Genomic DNA, 19,228 nt, shown 5'->3' with positions numbered 1-19,228 from the left:
GCGCGGGGGTCCGCTAGGAGCCATTCGCCCACTTCACCGGGTAGATGGTCCGTTTTCGCACCTCATCACCATCGAGGACCGATTGACACTCTTCGGTGACACTTGAGGCCTTTTCCATCACTTGTTCGGAGGCGGTCCGTCGACGGGCCGGCCGGGCACACCGGGGCGCCGCTGCCAGGGCCGGGGCCCGGCAGGCGGGCGATAGGCGACGCCGAGGGCGTCAAGTCGCAGGTAGTGGGCGGCCATCCGGTGTTCGAAGCCGGTGAAGTCCCGTTCCCCGGGGGCGGGCAGACGGCTCCAGGCCACCTCGGCGAAGGCGGCGAGGCGCGGAAACGTCTGGTAGTCCACGCGTGCGTGGTCCTCCATCACCTCGGTCCACACGTTGGCCTGGGCCCCCAGAATCCGGCCGGTCTGCCGTCCGTCCAGTTCCGGTGGAACCGGCTCGAACCGGTAGACGTCCTCCAGGGTGCGCACGTACCCGATCGGTACGGGCTCATCCGCGCCCGCCGCCTGCCGGTGGTCCAGGTAGACCTGCTGCTCCGGGCACATCACGACGTCGTGCCCGGCCCGCGCGGCGGCGACCCCGCCCTCGTAGCCGCGCCAGGACGACACGGCCGCACCCTCCGGAAGCCCGCCTTCCAGGATCTCGTCCCAGCCGATGAGTCTGCGCCCGCGCGCGGAGAGCCACTTGGCGAAGTGGCCGATGAACCAGGACTGCAGTTCGTCCTCGTCCGCGAGACCGAGTTCCTTCATGCGGGACTGTGCCGCGGGGGACTGCTTCCACTGGTCCTTGAGGCATTCGTCACCGCCGATGTGAAAGAACGCCGAGAACTCGGCGGCATCCGCGGGGAAGAGACCGAGGAGTTCCTCGAAGACGCCCTCGTAGAAACGCAGGGTGTTGTCAGTGGGGGCGAGTACGTTCGGAGAGATCCCCCAGTTGTCCCAGACGGAGAGGGCCGTGGTGTCGACGACGTCGGTGTTGCCGAGTTCCGGATAAGCGGCGATGGCCGCCTGCGAGTGGCCCGGTACGTCGATTTCGGGGACGACGGTGATATGCCGCTCGGCGGCGTAGGCGACGATCTCCCGGATGTCGTCCTGTGTGTAGTGACCCCCGTGCGGCTTCTCCTCCCAGAGCGGCGAGGCCCGGTGTCCGAATTTCGTACGTGCACGCCAGGAACCGGTCTCGGTCAGCTTCGGGTACCGCTTGATCTCGACCCGCCAGCCCTGGTCGTCCGTCAGATGGAAGTGGAAGACGTTCAGTTTGTGCGCGGCCATCAGGTCGAGGTAGCGCAGGACGCCTTCCTTGGGCATGAAGTGCCGGGCGACGTCGAGCATCAGTCCGCGCCAGCGGAATCGGGGCGAGTCCTGGACATGGATCAGCGGCAGCCGCCAGGGGCCGGAAATCGGGGCTCGTCGGAATGCACCAGGACCGAGCAGTTGACGCAGCGTCTGGGCGCCCCAGAAAAGCCCGGCGGGCCCGCCGCCGACCAGATGCACACCGGTCGGCATGACGGCGAGACGGTAGCCCTCGGCACCGAGATCCTTGGTGACCAGCGGGTCGATGTACAGATGGATGACGTCGTCCCCGCCCGGCTCCTTCGGCGCGAGCGGCAGACCAGTGGCGGCTCCCAGCGTCGCCCGCAGCCAGCGTTCCGTCCGCTGCGTACCCTCTCCGGCGGCCAGTCCGGTTCCGGGGCCCAACTCGAACCAGTTGGCGCCGTAGGCAGTCACATGATCGGGCTCGGGAATCAGATCCACCACGCCAGTAAACACGTTCGACGCCATTCGCGAACCCCCACCGGCATGCTCACCAACCACCCCGGAACCAGAACCGGAATCTCCCTGCCATGGTGGCCGCCGACGCGGCCGTCTCGGGGCTGTTCGGGTTTCCCGCCGAGGCCGCGGAGCGATGCAAGCACCAATTCCGCCGCCGAAGCACCGAATCCACAAAGACTCACGCCCACTGCACGGCCGGGCCGCGCGAGTCGTCGGCACGGCAAGGGGAGGCCCGGCAGGGCGCGAGCCCAAGTGGGCGCAGGTCCAGGAGAGCGGGAGTCCACCACCGCGTCTGCGGGCCGGTCACACCGAGCAGGCGGCGATGATCCGTAACGGTACGAAGAGGAAATGCCGGCGGTCCGTCCGGCAGTACCCCCACACCGGTGACAACGCGCCGCCGTCCGATTCCCCGGCCCGCTCCGCCGCACCCAGCGGCTACCTGGCGCTGCCGACCCTCGTGTTCATCGCCGCGCCGAGAGCCCAGGCCTCCCGGGAGCCCGCCCGTACCACTGCCTGCCGTGCGCCGCCCGCAACGCGAACCTCGGGTCACACAGTTGGACCAATGCCGCGGCACCGCGAGGTCAGCTCCCCCGTCCCCCGCCATCTCGGGCCGGGCGCCCAGAACGCCCCTCCCGGCCGAGCCCTTAGAGCAAGGGGACCCCACGCGCGTACCCGGGCTTCCGGTCGGCACACCGGAGCGTGCTTCCGCGCTCGGATTCTCCCGCGTACAGCATTGGCCGCAGTCCCCCGCAGGGGCACCGCGGCCGTGCTACGTCCGGTCCTCGCGCGCCGACGGCGCCGTCAGCGGCTCCGTGCGGCGTGCCGCGTCGGACCGGGCGGGCGCGCTACTTGTCGCCGCCCTTGCCTTCGTCGCCGCCGCTGCCCATGGAGTCGTAGATCTCCTTGCACATGGGACATACCGGGTACTTCTTCGGGTCGCGGCCCGGCACCCACACCTTGCCGCACAGCGCCACGACGGGCGTGCCGTCGAGGGCGCTCGCCATGATCTTGTCCTTCTGGACGTAGTGGGCGAAGCGCTCGTGGTCGCCGTCACCGTGGGACACCTGCGGCGTCGGCTCTACGAGGGTCCCCGTACCAGTCCCGCGCTCGGGCTCGAGAGTGCTCATATCGCCAAGGGTACTGAAGCTCACCCGTATCAGTTGAGCGTAGGGTCGTCCGGATAGGTGGCCACCATCGCGAGCTCATTGCGCTGGCGGCGCAGCACCTCGCGCCAGAGTCTCTCCGGAGCCGGGGACGAGACATCACCGGGCTCCGACTCCACGACGTACCAGGCGCCCTCCACCAGCTCGTCCTCCAGCTGCCCCGGGCCCCACCCGGCGTACCCGGCGAAGATCCGCAGCGACCCGAGAGCCGAGGCCAGCAGCTCCGGCGGGGCCTCCAGGTCCACCAGCCCGATCGCACCGTGCACCCGGCGCCAGCCCAGCGGGGCCCGGTCGCCGGACGTGCCGCCGGGGATGACCGCGACGCCGAGCGCGGAGTCCAGCGACACCGGGCCGCCCTGGAAGACGACCCCGGGCTCCCCGGCGAGATCCGCCCAGCCCTCCAGGATGTCGCCCACGTCCACGGGGGTCGGACGATTGAGGACGACACCGAGGGAGCCCTCCTCGTCGTGGTCGAGAAGGAGCACCACCGCACGGTCGAAGTTCGGGTCCGCCAGGGCGGGCGTGGCCACGAGCAGCCGCCCTGTGAGCGAGGACACCTCGGTCATGCCAGACATGATCCCGCATCTTCCCTTCGTGTGGGGAGCCAATGCGGGTACGGGAGTGAATGCAGCTCAGGGCGCACCGGTGCGCCCCACGCGCACGACCGCGACGGTGACCCCATGTGCCCGATAGGGAACGGTTCGTGTTGTGACAGAGCTGTGGCGATGCTGGGTTGTACTTGGGCTTACGGCAGGGGGGCGGTGGGCGATTACCCTGTCTCTCCGGCCCCTGCCCAACTCCACGGAACGCGAGATTCATGACCGTCAACGACGATGTCCTGCTTGTCCACGGCGGAACCCCGCTGGAGGGCGAGATCCGTGTCCGCGGTGCGAAGAACCTCGTGCCGAAGGCTATGGTCGCCGCCCTGCTGGGCAGTGCGCCAAGTCGACTGCGTAACGTACCGGACATCCGTGACGTTCGTGTCGTACGCGGCCTGCTGCAACTGCACGGGGTGACGGTCCGTCCGGGTGACGAGCCCGGTGAGCTGGTGCTCGATCCGACGCACGTGGAGAGCGCGAACGTCGCTGACATCGATGCCCACGCGGGTTCCTCGCGCATCCCCATCCTCTTCTGCGGCCCCCTGCTGCACCGCCTCGGCCATGCGTTCATCCCGGGCCTCGGCGGCTGCGACATCGGCGGCCGGCCCATCGACTTCCACTTCGACGTGCTGCGCCAGTTCGGCGCGACCATCGAGAAGCGTGCCGACGGTCAGTACCTGGAGGCGCCGAACCGGCTGCGCGGTACGAAGATCCGGCTGCCGTACCCGTCCGTCGGCGCGACCGAGCAGGTGCTGCTGACGGCCGTACTCGCCGAGGGCGTCACGGAGTTGTCCAACGCGGCCGTCGAGCCGGAGATCGAGGACCTGATCTGCGTTCTGCAGAAGATGGGCGCGATCATCGCGATGGACACCGACCGGACGATCCGCATCACCGGTGTGGAGAAACTCGGCGGCTACACCCACCGCGCCCTCGCGGACCGTCTGGAGGCCGCGTCCTGGGCGTCGGCGGCGCTGGCGACCGAGGGCAACATCTACGTCCGCGGCGCGCAGCAGCGCTCGATGATGACGTTCCTCAACACGTACCGGAAGGTGGGCGGTGCCTTCGAGATCGACGACGAGGGCATCCGCTTCTGGCACCCCGGCGGCCAGCTGAAGTCCATCGCGCTGGAGACGGACGTGCACCCGGGCTTCCAGACCGACTGGCAGCAGCCGCTCGTCGTGGCCCTCACGCAGGCCACGGGCCTGTCGATCATCCACGAGACGGTCTACGAGTCCCGGCTGGGCTTCACCTCGGCGCTGAACCAGATGGGCGCACACATCCAGCTCTACCGCGAGTGCCTGGGCGGCTCCGACTGCCGCTTCGGGCAGCGCAACTTCCTGCACTCCGCGGTCGTGTCGGGCCCCACCAAGCTCCAGGGCGCCGATCTGGTCATCCCGGACCTCCGGGGCGGCTTCTCGTACCTCATCGCCGCGCTGGCGGCCCAGGGCACGTCCCGGGTCCACGGCATCGACCTCATCAACCGCGGCTACGAGAACTTCATGGAGAAGCTCGTGGAACTGGGCGCGAAGGTGGAACTGCCGGGGAAGGCACTCGGATAGTCCGTCGGTCCGAGACCGGACAGTCCGTCAGTGAGTGATACGACGATGGGGCGGCCCCTGTGGAAAGGGGGCCGCCCCGTTTGTCGTTGTCCGCATCAGCTGCGGACGCGCCCCCGAAGGAGCGCGGGGAACTGCGTGACCAGCTACGACGGGCCCGCAGTTGCCCACGGCGCTCTCGGCGGAGCGCTTACTTGCCCTTGGCCGCTTCCTTGAGCTTCGAGCCCGCGGAGACCTTCACGCTGTAGCCGGCCGGGATGTTGATGGGCTCACCGGTCTGCGGGTTGCGCGCGGTGCGAGCGGCACGGTGGGTGCGCTCGAAGGTCAGGAAGCCGGGGATGGTGACCTTCTCGTCGCCCTTGGAGACGACGTCGCCGACGACCTCGGCGAACGCGGCCAGAACGGCGTCGGCGTCCTTGCGGGTCACCTCGGCGCGGTCGGCCAGCGCGGCCACCAGCTCACTGCGGTTCATGTTGTTACTCCCGTGTTCTTCTTGCCGTTGGGGTGTGCCAGGCGGCGGTGCCGCACCCTGGCACAGCGAAGCCGATGCGCTCGCGCCCGTGGACGCATCCTGCCCCTACCTGCGGCGGGAAAGCCAATCCGGCACCCGCAGGAGTCGTGAGAACACCCTAGGGAGTCACACGAAAGCGCCTGTCGGCCGTCACCCTAGAGGGCACTCGGCGGTAGGGGGTTCCGCGACGCGCCGCTGTGAGGGCCGCCGTGGCGATCCTCACAGCACTTGCACACTACGGCACGGTGGGCTGCGCCGCCGCCCCGGCCGCCTTCGCCGCGTCCCGCACCGCACCCGCCACCGCGCCCGCGACCTTGTCGTTGAAGACGCTCGGGATGATGTAGTTCGGGTTCAGCTCGTCCTCGGTCACCACGTCCGCGAGGGCCTTCGCGGCCGCGAGCATCATGTCCGTGTTGACCGTGCGGGACTGCGCGTCCAGCAGGCCGCGGAAGACACCCGGGAAGACCAGCACATTGTTGATCTGGTTCGGGAAGTCGGAGCGGCCGGTGGCCACAACTGCGGCCGTCTGGCGGGCGATTGCCGGGTCGACCTCGGGGTCCGGGTTCGCGAGCGCGAACACGATGGCGCCCTCGGCCATGGCGGCCACGTCGTCGCCGTCGAGGACGTTCGGGGCGGAGACGCCGATGAAGACGTCGGCGCCGCGCACGGCCTCCTTCAGCGTGCCGGTCAGGCCCTCGTGGTTGGTGTTGTCGGCGATCCAGCGCAGCGGCGAGTCCGGCGCCGCGTCCACCAGGTCCTCGCGGCCGGCGTGCACGACACCGTGGATGTCGGCCACGACGGCGCTCTTGACGCCCGCCGCGAGCAGCAGCTTGAGGATGGCCGTGCCGGCCGCGCCGGCGCCGGACATCACGACACGAATGTTCTCAATTGCCTTGCCCGCCACGCGAAGTGCGTTCGTCAGGGCGGCGAGGACGACGATCGCCGTGCCGTGCTGGTCGTCGTGGAAGACGGGGATGTCGAGGGCCTCGCGCAGCCGGGCCTCGATCTCGAAGCAGCGCGGCGCGGAGATGTCTTCCAGGTTGATGCCGGCGAAGCCCGGGGCGATCGCCTTGACGATCTCGACGATCGCGTCGGTGTCCTGGGTGTCAAGACAGATCGGCCAGGCGTCGATGCCGGCGAAGCGCTTGAAGAGTGCCGCCTTGCCCTCCATGACGGGCAGTGCGGCCTTCGGGCCGATGTTGCCGAGGCCCAGCACCGCGGAGCCGTCCGTCACGACCGCAACGGAGTTGCGCTTGATGGTGAGGCGGCGGGCGTCCTCGGGGTTCTCGGCGATCGCCATGCAGACGCGGGCCACACCCGGCGTGTAGACCATGGAGAGGTCGTCACGGTTGCGGATGGGGTGCTTGGACTGCATCTCGATCTTGCCGCCGAGGTGCATCAGGAACGTACGGTCGGAGACCTTGCCGAGCGTGACGCCCTCGATACCGCGGAGCTTCTCGACGATCTCGTCGGCGTGTGCGGTCGAGGTGGCCGCGATGGTGACGTCGATGCGGAGCTTCTCGTGGCCGGACGCGGTGACGTCGAGGCCGGTCACCGAGCCTCCGGAGGACTCCACCGCGGTGGTGAGCTGCGAGACGGCGGTTCCGCTCGCGGGCACCTCCAACCGGATGGTCATCGAGTAGGAGACGCTGGGCGCCGTTGCCATGGCCGACTTCCTCTGCTTTCACCGTGTCGCGAAGATGTGCCGTCCGATCGTCGCACCTACCGTCGAGTAGGCGTTAGCCGGTCCTGAATTGCGAACGTTTTGTTCGCGGGGCGCTGCCGAAATTCGCGGGGCACTACCGAAAAAAGGAGACCCACGTCACTGATGACGTGGGTCCCCTCACCGTTCATGACACCGACCCGCCATGCTCGCCTCGCGGCAAGTGGTCGCTCGTAGCGACAAAGGTTGGGCCCGGGGGCTTGGATCGAGCCGGTGCCACAGTCAGGCTAACAAACGGATCGCATGGAACCATTCCCGTACGGAGAGTTCACAGGAATCACCCGCGTGATTCAGTCCCTGAGCAGATCGGGCACCCCGTCCGCGTCCGGCACGTCCCGTTCGCCCGAGATCACCGTCAGCTGCTGCGTGGCCCGGGTCAGGGCGACGTACAGAACCCGCAGGCCCGCCGGTGACTCATCGGCGATCTCCGCAGGTGAGACGACCACCGTGGCGTCGTACTCCAGGCCCTTGGCCTCCAGGCTGCCGAGCGCCACCACCCGGTCGCCGAGCCCGGCGAGCCAGCGCGCGGCCTCCTCGCGCCGGTTCATGGCGACGACCACGCCGACCGTTCCGTCGACCTGGTCGAGGAGCCGTTCGGCCTCCGCCCGCGCGGTCTTCTCCAGCGAGCCCCGGACGACCGTGAAGCGCGGTTCGACCCCGGTGGACCGTACGGCCGACGGGGACTCGGAGCCTGGCATGGCGAGGGCGAGCACCTTGGCGGCGAGCTCGGCGATCTCGGCCGGGTTGCGGTAGTTCACCGTGAGCCGGAAGCGGCGCCGGGGGCGGGTGCCGAGGGCCTCGTCGCGGGCCTCCGCCGCCTCGTCGGGGTCGGACCAGGAGGACTGGGCCGGGTCGCCGACGACCGTCCAGGTGGCGTGCCGGCCGCGGCGGCCCACCATGCGCCACTGCATCGGCGTGAGGTCCTGGGCCTCGTCGACGATGACGTGCGCGTACTCGGTGCGCTCCTGCGCCAGCCGCTCGGCCCGCTCCCACTGGGACTCCTCGCGCACGGGCATCAGCTCCTCGAGGCCGGTGAGCTGGTCGAGCGGGTCCAGCTCGCGTCTCTTCTTCGGGCGGGCCGGGGCGCCGAGGACGGCCTGGAGCTCGTCGAGCATGGCGATGTCGTGCACGGAGTGGCCGTCGCGCCGGAGCGAGCGGGCGACCCTGCGCACCTCGCCGGGGTTGAGGATGCGGCGGGCCCAGCGGCCGAGCCGCCGCTCGTCCGCCATGGCCGCAAGGACGGCCTTGGGCGTGAGCTCGGGCCACCACGCGTCGAGGAACCGGATGAAGCTGTCCTCGGAGGTGACGTCCTCGTCGAAGGACGACCGCAGCTCGGCGGCCAGCTCGGGGTCGGAGTGCCGGGTGGCCCCGCCGGACTGCGCCCACAGGGCGTCGAGGAGCAGCTTGCGGGCGCGCGGGCGGAGCAGGTTGACGGGCGCGGTGCCGCCCAGGGCGGTGCGGCGGATACGTTCCAGCTCCGCCGCCTCCAGTTCGAGCCGGCGCCCGAAGGCGACGACCCGCAGCAGGGTGGGCGGGCCGGCGGGAGCACTCTCGGCCGCGCCGGTGCCCTCGTCGCCGAAGGCGAGCTGCCCGGAGCCGGCGGCACGCGGACGTGCGGCACCGGGTCCGGCACCGCCCGGCCCCAGCTCCAGCGCGCCCCGCGCCGCCTTCCGCAGCACCTTCAGCATGCGGTACGACCCCTTGGCCCGGGCCACGGACGGGGAGTCGTACAAGGTGGCCCCGACCCCGTCGACCAGCGAGCCGATCGCCCGGATGGCGACCTGGCCCTCCTCGCCGAGGGAGGGGAGCACGCCCTCGGTGTAGGCCACGAGCAGCGGGGTCGGCGAGACGATCAGGATGCCGCCCGCGTACCGGCGCCGGTCCTGGTAGAGGAGGTAGGCCGCCCGGTGCAGCGCCACGGCGGTCTTTCCGGTCCCCGGTCCGCCTTCGACGTAGGTCACGGACGCGGCGGGGGCCCGGATGACCAGGTCCTGCTCGGCCTGGATGGAGGCGACGATGTCCCGCATGGTGTGGCTGCGGGCCTGGCCGAGCGCGGCCATCAGGGCGCCGTCGCCGATGGCGGGCAGTTCGTCGCCGTCGAGGAAGGCCTTGAGCTCGGGGCGCATCAGGTCGTCCTCGACACCGAGCACCCGGCGCCCCTTGGAGCGGATGACCCGGCGTCGTACGACCCGTCCCGGGTCGACCGGGGTGGAGCGGTAGAAGGGGGCGGCGGCGGGTGCCCGCCAGTCGATGACCAGCGGGGCGTAGTCCTGGTCGAGGACACCGATGCGGCCGATGTGCAGCGTCTCGGCGATGTCGGCGGTGTTGTCGGAGCGCACGGCGCCCTCGGCCGGCTCGACCGCGGTGTAGGCGCCGTCGGGCCCCTTCTTGCCGTCCTTGCCGAGCAGCAGGTCGATGCGCCCGAAGAGGAAGTCCTCGAACTCGTTGTTGAGCCGATTGAGGTGGATGCCCGCCCGGAAGACCTGGGCGTCCCGCTCGGCGAGCGCGCCGGGCGTGCCCACCTGGCCGCGCTTGGCCGCGTCGTTCATCAGGAACTCGGCCTCGTGGATCTTCTCCTCAAGGCGCCGGTACACCCGGTCGAGGTGTTCCTGTTCGACGCTGATCTCTCGGTCCCGTACGGAGTCGTGTACCTCGTCGCGAACCGAGCCGACCGCAGATTGTTGAGCCTGAGCGGCCACCGGGCCCCCTTCTGACGTGCTGGGCAGCCGTCAACCGTACGCGAAGGGGGCCCGCGGAAGCTACGCGTCTACGTTCACGAGCTTCTTGCCGTCGAAGGTCATGACCTCGAAATGGTCGATCTGGTTGGGGTCGAAGGCGGCGCCGCCGTGGACGTAGAGGGGCTTCTTGGCCTCTTCGTGCTTGGCGTTCTCGATGCCGTAGCCCCAGTTCGGGACGGACCAGGAGGTCACCGTCTCGCGTTCGCCGTTCTTGCCGACGGCGATGAGCGAGCACTTCTTCGGGCCGGTGACGTTCTTGAGCTGGAGGACCGCGTGGGTGCCCCAGTCCTTCTTCTCGAGGGCGACGGTCGCGGTGACATGGGTCGCCGGGTCCGTGGCCGTCTTCTTGTCGGTCATGGTCTGGAAGGCCGCCTGGGCGGGGCCCATCGCCATGTTGCTGTTGCCGCCGTCGTCCGAGCCGCCGGTGGCCGCCAGCACGGCCAGCGGGCCGCCGACGATCAGCGCCGCCGATGCCGCGAGCATGAACATGGTCCGGCGGCGCTTGACCGCACGGCGTTCCGAGACCTCGACGACCAGCTTCTCCGCCAGCCGTGGGCTGGGCTTGGCGGACAGCGACTCGCCGATAGCGGGCGTGCTGCCGGTGCCCGGCAGGTCCGCGAGCGCGGCCAGCATCGGCTCCATCCCGGCGAGCTCGTCGAGCTGCTGGGCGCACCATTCGCAACCCGCGAGGTGGGCCTCGAAAGCGGTTGCTTCGGCGTCGTCCAGAATGCCGAGGGCGTAGGCGCCCACGGTCTCGTGCTCGTTGGGCACCGCAGATCCCTGATTGGGGCTCATGGGTCCAGACATACCCGGACCACCCGTGCTGAATCCGCCGTGTCCCCCGTATCCACTCATCACGCCGTCACCCCCCGCTCCTCCAGTGCCAGCTTCATCGACCGAAGGGCGTAGAACACCCGAGAACGGACAGTGCCGCTGGGTATACCCAGCGTCTCGGCCGCCTCGTTGACGGTACGCCCCTTGAAGTACGTCTCGACGAGCACCTCCCGGTGGGCCGGGGTCAGGTCGTCGAGCGCGTCAGACAGCGTCATCAGCCACAGCGCCTTGTCGATCTCGTCCTCCGCGGGGATGACCTCCAGCGGCGACGGATCGACCTCCTGCGGCCGGGCCTGCCGGCTGCGGTGGCCGTCGATGACGATGCGGCGTGCGACCGTCACCAGCCAGGGGCGTACCGATCCGGTCGCTCGATTGAGCTGACCGGCGTTCTTCCAGGCACGGATGAGCGTCTCCTGCACGACGTCCTCTGCTCGCTGCCGATCACCGGCGACCAGCCGAAGGACATACGCAAGGAGTGGTCCGGCGTGCTCTCGATACAGAGCACGCATCAGCTCCTCATCAGGTTCCGAGGGCTGGGACATGCGATGTCGGGCCCTCGATCCACGTTCATTGGCCACGACGGAATCCTTGCGCACGCCCACCTCCGATGTCCGGGGGTTCCCCCAGTCGGTCGCTCGTCCACAGGTACGGAGGTGGGGCGCGACGTGTTCAACGTGACGTGACACTTTTCTCAGGGGTGCCATGACGAGAGGGACATGGAGCCACATTCCCACCGTGTGATCTTTACATTTCCGACACATTGACTGCGGCGCGCCGGCTGCCCGTGCAACGCCGAAGGCAAACGCAGTGTTGTCGAAATCACTTCGACGCCGAAGCGGTCACCGACACACAGAAGCGGCCAAGCGGACATCTAGGCTCGCGCGAGGGCCGCCCTCCGACGGTGCCGGGCCACCCGTTCGCGGTTCCCGCAGACCTCACTGGAGCACCAGCGCCGCCGACGCCCCCGGGAGGTATCCAGGTACACAATGGGGCAGTTGTCCCCTTCGCACTCCCTGACGGCCGCCCACGCAACGGGGTCGGTGAGCAGTTCCACGGCGTCCCGGGCGACGGCCCCGAGCAGCGCCGCACACCCGGGCGGGCCGTCCAACTCCCGCACGAGCAAGCCGCCCTCGTCGCGTACGGCGCGCGGGGCCGGGGGCGCGACCCGGGCGATCTCGTTGAGGCGGCCGAGCGCCGACCCGTACGACCGTCCGTCGGCCGCGAGCCCGCCCCGCACCAGCAGCTCGACATGCCCCCGCAGTTCACGGAAGCCCGCGAGCCAGCCGACATCGGCGTGCGCCAGCGCGGTGCCCACCGGGACGAGTCCGGAACCGACGATCCAGGCACGCAACGGCCCGACCGACTCCAGGCGTTCACCGGGATGGCTCGTCGAGAGGAGATCCAGGCAGATCCGCCCGGCGTCGAACCGCAGCTCGTACGGGGTCGTGGCCGTACCCAGTGCCATGTGCCTGTCACCGCCTAGGGCAGGGAACCGTTCCCTCTCTCACAGTGCCTGCCCGCTCGCGCGTCCGGAACCCCTCGTACCGGCGCTGGACGCGCACGTATGCGGCCGCGCGTCTCGGCCATGTCCTGTCGGTGATCACGCAGGTTGACTGAAGGACATGACAGAAAGCATCAGCATCCGACGGCGCACGACCGCCGGTGTCGTCCTGGGCGCGGCCACGGTCACCATGGGCCTGATCGCCGGCGTCTTCTACATCTTTTCCTGCGCGGTCATGCCCGCCCTGCACCGCAGCGGCGACCGCGTCTATGTCGAGGTCATGCGGAACATCAACGATGTGATCCAGAACCCCGTGTTCTTCTTGAGCTTCATGGGGGCGCTGGTACTGACGGGTGTGTCGGCGTGGCAGCTCCGGCACGCGTCCTGCGCCCGGTGGGTGTGGGCGGGGTTCGCCGCGTACGCCCTGACGTTCCTCGTCACGGTCGCCTTCAACATCCCGTTGAACGACGCGCTGGCGAAGACCGGGGACGCGTCGGACCTGCGGGACCGGTTCGAGAACGCGTGGGTGGCGTGGAACGCCGTACGGGCCCTGCTGTCGACGGTGGCGCTGGGGTGCCTGGCGAGGGCGCTGATCCTGTACGGCCGCTCCTCGTCCCCGACCGGCCGTACCAGCCCGTCCGGGGGTACCGCCTGCTCGTAGAGCTTGGGGGAGCTTGATGACAAGGCCGTTCAGGCCGAAGCGGGGGCCTGGGAGCGGCAGCCCCCAGGGACGGTCACATCAGCACCCCGCACCAGCTCACGTGTCCGCATACTTCGCATCCGCCGCCGGGTCCAGCGCCAGCCGGTACCCCCGCTTCACCACGGTCTGGATCAGCTTCGGCGCCCCAAGTGCCGTACGCAACCGGGCCATCGCCGTCTCCACCGCATGCTCGTCCCGCCCGGCCCCCGGCAGGGCCCGCAGCAGCTCGGCCCGCGCGACGACCCACCCCGGCCGCCGCGACAGCGCCCGCAGCAGCGACATGCCGGCCGGCGGCACCGGCTTCAGGGCCCCGTCCACCAGCACCGCATGCCCCCGGATCTCCACCCGGTGCCCGGCGACCGGCAACGACCGCGCCCGACCAGGCAGTTCCTGGCACAGCAGCTGAACGAGGGGCCCGAGCCGGAACCGCTCCGGCTGGACCGTGTCGATGCCCCGCGCCTGGAGCGGCAAAGCGGTGACCGGCCCCACACAGGCCGACAGCACATCGTGGTTGAGGGCGGCGAGCAGCTCACCGAGCAGCCCCCGCGCCTCCGCCCGGGACAGCAGGGACGCGGCGGCCGGGGCGCTGGTGAAGGTGAGCGCGTCCAGCCCGCGCGAGACGGCCGCGTCGATCAGCCGGTCCACCGGCCCGATGTCCTCCGGTGGCATCCACCGGTACACCGGCACCGGAAGCACCTCCGCTCCCCCGACCCTCAATGCCTCCACGAACCCCGGCAGCGGCTCGCCGTGCAGCTGTACGGCGACACGGCGCCCGTCGACCCCTTCCTCCAGCAGCCGGTCCAGCACCTCGGCCATGGACTCGCTCGACGGCGACCACTCCTCGGTGAGCCCGGCGGCCCGGATGGCGCCCTTGACCTTGGGCCCGCGAGCCAGCAGCTCCACCCCGCGCAGCCGGCCGAGCAGCGGCTCGCCGAGCCCCCAGCCGTCGGCGGCCTCGATCCAGCCGCGGAAACCGATGGCGGTGGTGGCGACCACCACGTCCGGTGCCTGGTCGATGATCTCCTTGGTGGCCGCGAGGAGTTCACCGTCGTCGGCGAGCGGCACGATTCTCAGGGCAGGCGCGTGCAGAACGCTGGCACCGCGCCGCTGGAGCAGCGCGCCCAGCTCGTCGGCCCGGCGCGCGGCCGTCACACCCACGGTGAACCCCGCGAGGGGCCCGTGTTCTGGTCGCTGGTGTTCGTCGTACATGGCCCTCGTCCCGCACTCGAGTAGTCCTGCTGCTCTGTGTCCGTACTGCCGGCAGATCGCCCCGCTCGGTTCGTCCCGCTGGGTACCTGGATGTCGAACGAGCCTGTCAACGGCGCGTGACAGGCTCGGTTCGACTTGATGTCACCGGTGTTACGTCACACCTCGGCGTAGCTGAGCTGTGGCTTTGCCTCGGCGGCGGCCGTGGCGTGCGCCACTGCGGCCGGGCGGCGAAGGTATACGGCCCATGTCACCGCGAAGCAGAGGCCGTAGAAGGCGAGAAAGACGACGAAGGCGCCGGTGCCGGAGCCGTAGGAGAGGTAGGACTGCCGGAAGGCGAGGTTGATGCCGACGCCACCGAGCGCTCCGACGGCCCCGATGAGCCCCATGGAGGCACCGGACAGCCGCCGCCCGTAGGAGGCCGCCTCCTCGCCGATGAGGCCCTTGGCCAGGGCCTTCGCCTGGAAGATGCCGGGGATCATCTTGTACGTCGACCCGTTGCCGAGCCCGCTGAGCACGAACAGGACGACGAAGACGGAGACGAACAGCGGCAGCGACTTCTGCATGCTGGCGACGATGAGCACGCCGGTCGCCGCGGCCATGCCCACGTAGTTCCAGAGAGTGATCCTCGCGCCGCCGTACCGGTCGGCGAGCCAGCCGCCCACGGGCCGGATGAGCGAGCCGAGGAGCGGGCCGACGAAGGTGAGGTACGCGGCCTGCAGCGGTGTACGCCCGAACTGCACCTGCAGCACCTGCCCGAAGGCGAAGGCGTAGCCGATGAACGACCCGAAGGTGCCGATGTAGAGGAAGGACATGATCCAGGTGTGGGCGTCCTTCACGGCGTCCTTGGCGGCACCGGTGTCGTTCTTCACGGTGGAGAGGTTGTCCATGAACAGAGCGGCGAAAGTGGCCGCGATCACGATCAGCGGGATGTAGATGCCCAGCAGCACACGCGGACCGCCACTGGCCCCGATGATGGCGAGGGCGACCAGCTGGATGACGGGCACACCGATGTTGCCGCCGCCGGCGTTCAGCCCGAGCGCCCACCCCTTCTTCCTGAGCGGGAAGAAGGCGTTGATGTTGGTCATGCTCGACGCGAAGTTCCCGCCGCCGATCCCCGCCAGCAGGCCGACCAGCAGGAAGGTGTCGAAGGAGGTCCCCGGCTTCATCACGGCGAAGGCGGCCACGGTCGGGACCAGCAGCAGCCCGGCCGAGATGATCGTCCAGTTCCGCCCGCCGAAGATCGCGACGGCGAAGGTGTAGGGCACGCGGACGACGGCGCCGACCAGCGTGACCATCGAGGTCAGCAGGAACTTGTCGGCCGGGGTCAGCCCGTACTCCGGGCCCATGAAGAGCACCAGCACGGACCACATGGTCCAGATCGAGAACCCGATGTGCTCGGAGAGCACGGAGAAGACAAGATTGCGCCGGGCGACCTTCTCGCCGGTCGCGTTCCAGAATGCCTCGTCCTCCGGATCCCAGTGCTCGATCCAGCGGCCTCCCCTGCTGCTCGGGGCGGGGGCTGTGCTAGGGGCTGTCATGACGCCTCCACGGTGCTCCGGGGCTCGGTCTTTCCACGAGTGACTGAGCCCGAAGGTAGGGAGGAGTCATTTCCGGGCTGTGGCTGTGGGTGACCGGAAGGGAACGTTGCTCTCACTCGACCGGAAGGGCGTCCGTGAGGGCGGTACCGCGGGGGATGCGACGACGGGACGCTGTACGGACTGCGAACGCCGGCCTGCGCGTGGTCGGCGGGGATCAGCGATCAGTACTGGGGAGGCTGGGGGGCTGGGAGGCTGCTGCTGCCCGTGCGGGTACTGCTGGGGGTTGTACGGTCCTGGAGCGGCGGCTTGCCCGTAGCCGCCGTGATTGCCGTAGGGCCCGGCGACCTGCCCACCGTAGGGACCATTGGTGTACGGACCGCCGGAGTACGCCCCGGCCTGCCCGTATTGCTGCTGAGGCTGCTGAATTTGCTGCGGCTGCGGCTGCGGCCATTGTTGCTGCTGCCACTGTTGCGGTTGGTGCGACTGTTGTGGGGGCTGGTGGGGCTGCTGCGGCTGGTGGGGCTGCTGCCATTGCTGCGGTCCCGGAACCTGCGTGCCGGGCGGCAGATAACGCAACCGCCCGCCCTCACCGGTCACCGGCATGAACCCGGCGGCCTGGAGCCGGACGGCGAACTTGGCGTTGCGGCGCCGGGTGACGAGGAACCCGATGCCCATGATGCCCATGAAGATGACCCAAGCGGCGCCGGCGACAATGAAGTTGAAGGCGCCGCCGCCCTTGCGCACCGTGTAGAGAAGCAGCCCGAGGGTGATGCCACCGGCGCCCTACAGCATCCGCTTCTCGGCGTTCTTGCCGGTGAGGTCGAACTGGATGCGGGCCTTGAGGAGTTCGAGCGCGTCGGGCACGACGGGCGGCAGCGAGACCCCGTCCGCGGCGTTCGGATACTGCGCCCAGTTCTGCGCGGCGCGGGCCCGGGCCTGCGGAGTGTGGTCCGGCACGATGAGCATCTTCAGCACGTTGTTGCGCGACCCGGTGAACCGGGCGTCGGCGTATTCGTACCCGAACTGCTGTGCGATGAAGGCGAGTCGGGCGATCTTCTTCACGGAAGCCATCGAGTTGGTGAGCGTAACGGGCTCACCGCTCGCCATCAGCTGCAACATCTTCCGCACTTGCCGCTTGCTCACTGCGTCCACTCCCCCGTCGACGGCTTCACTCTCTTCACTTGCGCAACCAGGGCAGCCTTCCACGCCGGTACGGGACGAAGCACCTGAAGGGGCCCCGGTTGACGGGAACTTGGCAGAGCCTTGGCACAGTCACGGCCCACGGCACAATCACCGCATGGGAACGGACATCCACGGCCTGATCGAATGCCACGCCTGGGCCCCCGGCCTCGACGCCGGCGAAACGTCCTGGCACGCGGCGATCGACCTCACGATGCTCGGCATGGTGACCAGGGACTACGAGGCCTTCGCCTGCCTCTTCGGCGTACGCAACTTCAGCGGCCTGTGGCGCCCGGTCGCAGCCGACCGCGGCCTGCCCCGACGCGTCGGCCACGACCCGTACCGAACTGGCTTCCTGGGCCACTGCGGCATTCGGCACGACATGGCTGACCTGGAAGGAGGTAGCGGCCGTCGACTGGAACGAGCCGGCGACCCCGGAGCCAACCGAACAGCCCGCTACGACCGCGCCTCCGACGGCACGCTCCACCTGACCGACCCCTCGGTCCGGTCCCGCGCCTTCGCCCGCGCGAGCGGCATCAACACCCTGACGACGGACCCCTCCAGCATCCCCGACCTCTGCCCCGAGGGCACGGTATGGAACACCGGCACGACCCTCTTCCGCGCAGAACGCGACTACCGCCGCGACGCGGTCCCCGAGGACGGCGACTGGCGCCCGGTCTGGACGGTGATGCGCACGCTGGCGGCGGTACATGGCACGGAGAACGTGCGGTTGGTGGTGTGGTTCGACGAGTAGCCCTCAGCCGCGACCGGTTCCAGCCCCCTGCGTGACCCAAACCGTCCAACGGCCTCAGGGGGTGTCCTGGTTATCGGGATCTCGCGTTCTCGGCTGTGCGTGTAGACGGTTCCTCGAAAGCGACCAGTTCGGAGATCTGGCGCAGCAATGTGCGATAGCTGTCGCGGTGGTGCGTGGCGGTGGTACTCAGGGTGAGGAGCGCCAAGCCCGTACCATCCGGGTGGGGCAGGTACGCGTGGAGCTGGAGCAGCGGCGTTTCGGGAAGCCCCGATTCCGGAAATGGCATGCGTAATGCCTCACTGAATGCTGCCGGGCCACAGGCCAGTTCGGCGTATGAGATATGCGTGTGCCCCTGAATATTTGTAAGGGCTCGAGCAGCGATGGCGGCTCGCGGAGCCCAGCAGGTATCCACCCAGGTGATGGTGAACAGGGAGAACAGAACGTCTGCATCACCAAACCTGCTGTCATCGCGATGCAAGCCCAGTGAGCAGTGGACCGTGCCACCCACTCGCAACCCGCGAATCATCCGCTGAGCCAAAGCCACGTTTGCGGCAATCCGTTCACGTGTTGCGCGGTCTGGCGCTGAGGCAAGAATGGACTCCACTGTCGCATTCAGCTGTTCCGCCCCGGGGGATTCCGGGCGGGCAAGGAGGCTATCCATCGGCAGCGAGGTGAACCCCGGAGGGATGGCGAACCGAAGGCCGTCTTCCTCGGACCAGAAATTCGCGAAGGCCCCGGTGCTACGCATGGGACTGCGGAACGGTCTCGACATACGCGGCACCGGCTCGGCGAGCACGCTCGAGGTCAACAGCGCCAGCAGCCCAACTTGCAGGAGGGTAACGGCTATCGAAAACCGAGCGCTGGTAGAGAAGGTGAAGGCGCTTCGGCGCCTTGCCTCCTGCGGCGGGAGCGGCAACGACGGCAAGGAAGCGCGGGTCGCCTGCGAACCAGAGAGGTTCAATCTGCGCTCTGCGCTTGGGCTTGGTGCGAGGTCCGTCCAGACGCTTCAGCCACCAATAGGATCGCTGATGCTTGATGAAGATCAAGGGAATCTTCTCGTCGCAGTCGACCGGATTCCGGAACTCGAACCACATTCCGTTGTCTCGGGCTCCGGGATACTTTCCGAGACCACTGGGAACCTTCTCAAGTAGCTGCCAGGGGTACTCGCGCAAGATGCGGCGGATACGAAATGCCACAGGGAAATAGGTGAGCTGATTGAAGAAGCGATAGAAGCCATAAAGAAAGTAGGGCATGAAGACCCACACGGCCCAGTTCGGCGTGACCGTCGAGAAATCGAGCAATGCAATCCAGCCTCCGGGCCAAGCGACGACCCCGATCATGTTCATGAACATGTGCCTCATCCAGGCGCCACGGGTCCCTGAGTGATCCCACGCCGTGGTGTGGCCGGTGGAATACATTGGCGGTTTCCTCATTCTCGATCGGTGAA

General features: G+C 69.0%; 18 protein-coding genes. 3 read left to right on the top strand and 15 right to left on the bottom strand.

Features of this window, described 5'->3' with window-relative positions; all coding sequences use genetic code 11:
- Positions 1-117: 117 nt before the first annotated feature.
- The 3 genes from Q8A52_RS19955 to Q8A52_RS19945 all read right to left on the bottom strand — a co-directional run bounded on the left by Q8A52_RS19955 (position 118) and on the right by Q8A52_RS19945 (position 3,505).
- Complete coding sequence (locus Q8A52_RS19955; protein ID WP_316754016.1) at positions 118-1,785, bottom strand: beta-N-acetylhexosaminidase; 1,668 nt, start codon at positions 1,783-1,785, stop codon at positions 118-120.
- Between the two features lie 836 nt (positions 1,786-2,621).
- Complete coding sequence (locus tag Q8A52_RS19950; protein WP_103841003.1) at positions 2,622-2,903, bottom strand: DUF3039 domain-containing protein; 282 nt, start codon at positions 2,901-2,903, stop codon at positions 2,622-2,624.
- A 29-nt stretch (positions 2,904-2,932) separates the two neighbouring features.
- Entirely contained in the window at positions 2,933-3,505 is a 573-nt protein-coding gene (locus Q8A52_RS19945) for a YqgE/AlgH family protein (protein ID WP_316754015.1), read from the bottom strand.
- 251 nt (positions 3,506-3,756) lie between these two features.
- On the opposite strand from Q8A52_RS19945, the gene murA reads away from it, so the two are divergent.
- Complete coding sequence (gene murA / locus Q8A52_RS19940) at positions 3,757-5,097, top strand: UDP-N-acetylglucosamine 1-carboxyvinyltransferase (protein ID WP_316754014.1); 1,341 nt, start codon at positions 3,757-3,759, stop codon at positions 5,095-5,097.
- 187 nt (positions 5,098-5,284) lie between these two features.
- Here murA and Q8A52_RS19935 read toward each other — a convergent pair whose 3' ends face one another.
- The 6 genes from Q8A52_RS19935 to Q8A52_RS19910 all read right to left on the bottom strand — a co-directional run bounded on the left by Q8A52_RS19935 (position 5,285) and on the right by Q8A52_RS19910 (position 12,365).
- Positions 5,285-5,566, bottom strand: a complete 282-nt coding sequence (locus Q8A52_RS19935; protein ID WP_263209294.1) for an HU family DNA-binding protein — start codon at positions 5,564-5,566, stop codon at positions 5,285-5,287.
- A 274-nt stretch (positions 5,567-5,840) separates the two neighbouring features.
- A complete protein-coding gene (locus Q8A52_RS19930) occupies positions 5,841-7,271 on the bottom strand; it encodes an NAD-dependent malic enzyme (protein ID WP_316754013.1) in 1,431 nt (476 codons plus the stop codon).
- Between the two features lie 347 nt (positions 7,272-7,618).
- Entirely contained in the window at positions 7,619-10,027 is a 2,409-nt protein-coding gene (locus tag Q8A52_RS19925; RefSeq protein ID WP_316754012.1) for a HelD family protein, read from the bottom strand.
- Positions 10,028-10,087: 60 nt separating this feature from the next.
- Positions 10,088-10,921, bottom strand: a complete 834-nt coding sequence (locus Q8A52_RS19920; RefSeq protein WP_316754011.1) for an anti-sigma factor family protein — start codon at positions 10,919-10,921, stop codon at positions 10,088-10,090.
- Positions 10,921-11,442 (bottom strand): sigma-70 family RNA polymerase sigma factor, encoded by a 522-nt coding sequence (locus Q8A52_RS19915; RefSeq protein ID WP_010039908.1) that lies wholly within the window; start codon positions 11,440-11,442, stop codon positions 10,921-10,923. Before Q8A52_RS19915 ends, Q8A52_RS19920 begins: the two co-directional genes overlap by 1 nt.
- Positions 11,443-11,771: 329 nt before the next feature.
- Positions 11,772-12,365: a CGNR zinc finger domain-containing protein gene (locus Q8A52_RS19910; RefSeq protein WP_316754010.1), complete on the bottom strand. Its 594-nt coding sequence runs from the start codon at positions 12,363-12,365 to the stop codon at positions 11,772-11,774.
- Between the two features lie 157 nt (positions 12,366-12,522).
- Between Q8A52_RS19910 and Q8A52_RS19905 the strand changes: the two genes are divergently transcribed.
- Positions 12,523-13,062 (top strand): anthrone oxygenase family protein, encoded by a 540-nt coding sequence (locus Q8A52_RS19905; protein ID WP_316754009.1) that lies wholly within the window; start codon positions 12,523-12,525, stop codon positions 13,060-13,062.
- A 96-nt stretch (positions 13,063-13,158) separates the two neighbouring features.
- Here Q8A52_RS19905 and Q8A52_RS19900 read toward each other — a convergent pair whose 3' ends face one another.
- From Q8A52_RS19900 to Q8A52_RS49075, 4 genes are all read right to left on the bottom strand, one after another.
- Entirely contained in the window at positions 13,159-14,310 is a 1,152-nt protein-coding gene (locus Q8A52_RS19900; RefSeq protein WP_316754008.1) for a uroporphyrinogen-III synthase, read from the bottom strand.
- A 155-nt stretch (positions 14,311-14,465) separates the two neighbouring features.
- Positions 14,466-15,848 carry a nitrate/nitrite transporter gene (locus tag Q8A52_RS19895; protein ID WP_316754007.1) on the bottom strand — a complete coding sequence of 461 codons (1,383 nt, stop codon included), beginning with the start codon at positions 15,846-15,848 and terminating at the stop codon, positions 14,466-14,468.
- A gap of 66 nt (positions 15,849-15,914) precedes the next feature.
- Positions 15,915-16,592: a hypothetical protein gene (locus tag Q8A52_RS49080; RefSeq protein WP_408649219.1), complete on the bottom strand. Its 678-nt coding sequence runs from the start codon at positions 16,590-16,592 to the stop codon at positions 15,915-15,917.
- Between the two features lie 39 nt (positions 16,593-16,631).
- On the bottom strand, positions 16,632-16,991 hold the full coding sequence (locus tag Q8A52_RS49075; protein ID WP_408649218.1) for a hypothetical protein: 360 nt from the start codon (positions 16,989-16,991) through the stop codon (positions 16,632-16,634).
- 154 nt (positions 16,992-17,145) lie between these two features.
- Between Q8A52_RS49075 and Q8A52_RS19885 the strand changes: the two genes are divergently transcribed.
- Positions 17,146-17,781, top strand: coding sequence for a hypothetical protein (locus Q8A52_RS19885; RefSeq protein WP_316754006.1), 636 nt, complete (start codon positions 17,146-17,148; stop codon positions 17,779-17,781).
- Between the two features lie 70 nt (positions 17,782-17,851).
- On the opposite strand, the gene Q8A52_RS19880 is transcribed toward Q8A52_RS19885, so the two are convergent.
- Complete coding sequence (locus Q8A52_RS19880; protein WP_316754005.1) at positions 17,852-18,529, bottom strand: hypothetical protein; 678 nt, start codon at positions 18,527-18,529, stop codon at positions 17,852-17,854.
- Positions 18,522-19,133, bottom strand: coding sequence for a hypothetical protein (locus Q8A52_RS19875; RefSeq protein WP_316754004.1), 612 nt, complete (start codon positions 19,131-19,133; stop codon positions 18,522-18,524). Before Q8A52_RS19875 ends, Q8A52_RS19880 begins: the two co-directional genes overlap by 8 nt.
- Positions 19,134-19,228: the final 95 nt, after the last annotated feature.

It is taken from the genome of Streptomyces herbicida, from assembly GCF_032656585.1.
GTDB lineage: Bacteria > Actinomycetota > Actinomycetes > Streptomycetales > Streptomycetaceae > Streptomyces > Streptomyces herbicida.
Note: the sequence above shows the minus strand (reverse complement) of the source record. Positions and strands in the feature narration are given on the sequence as shown.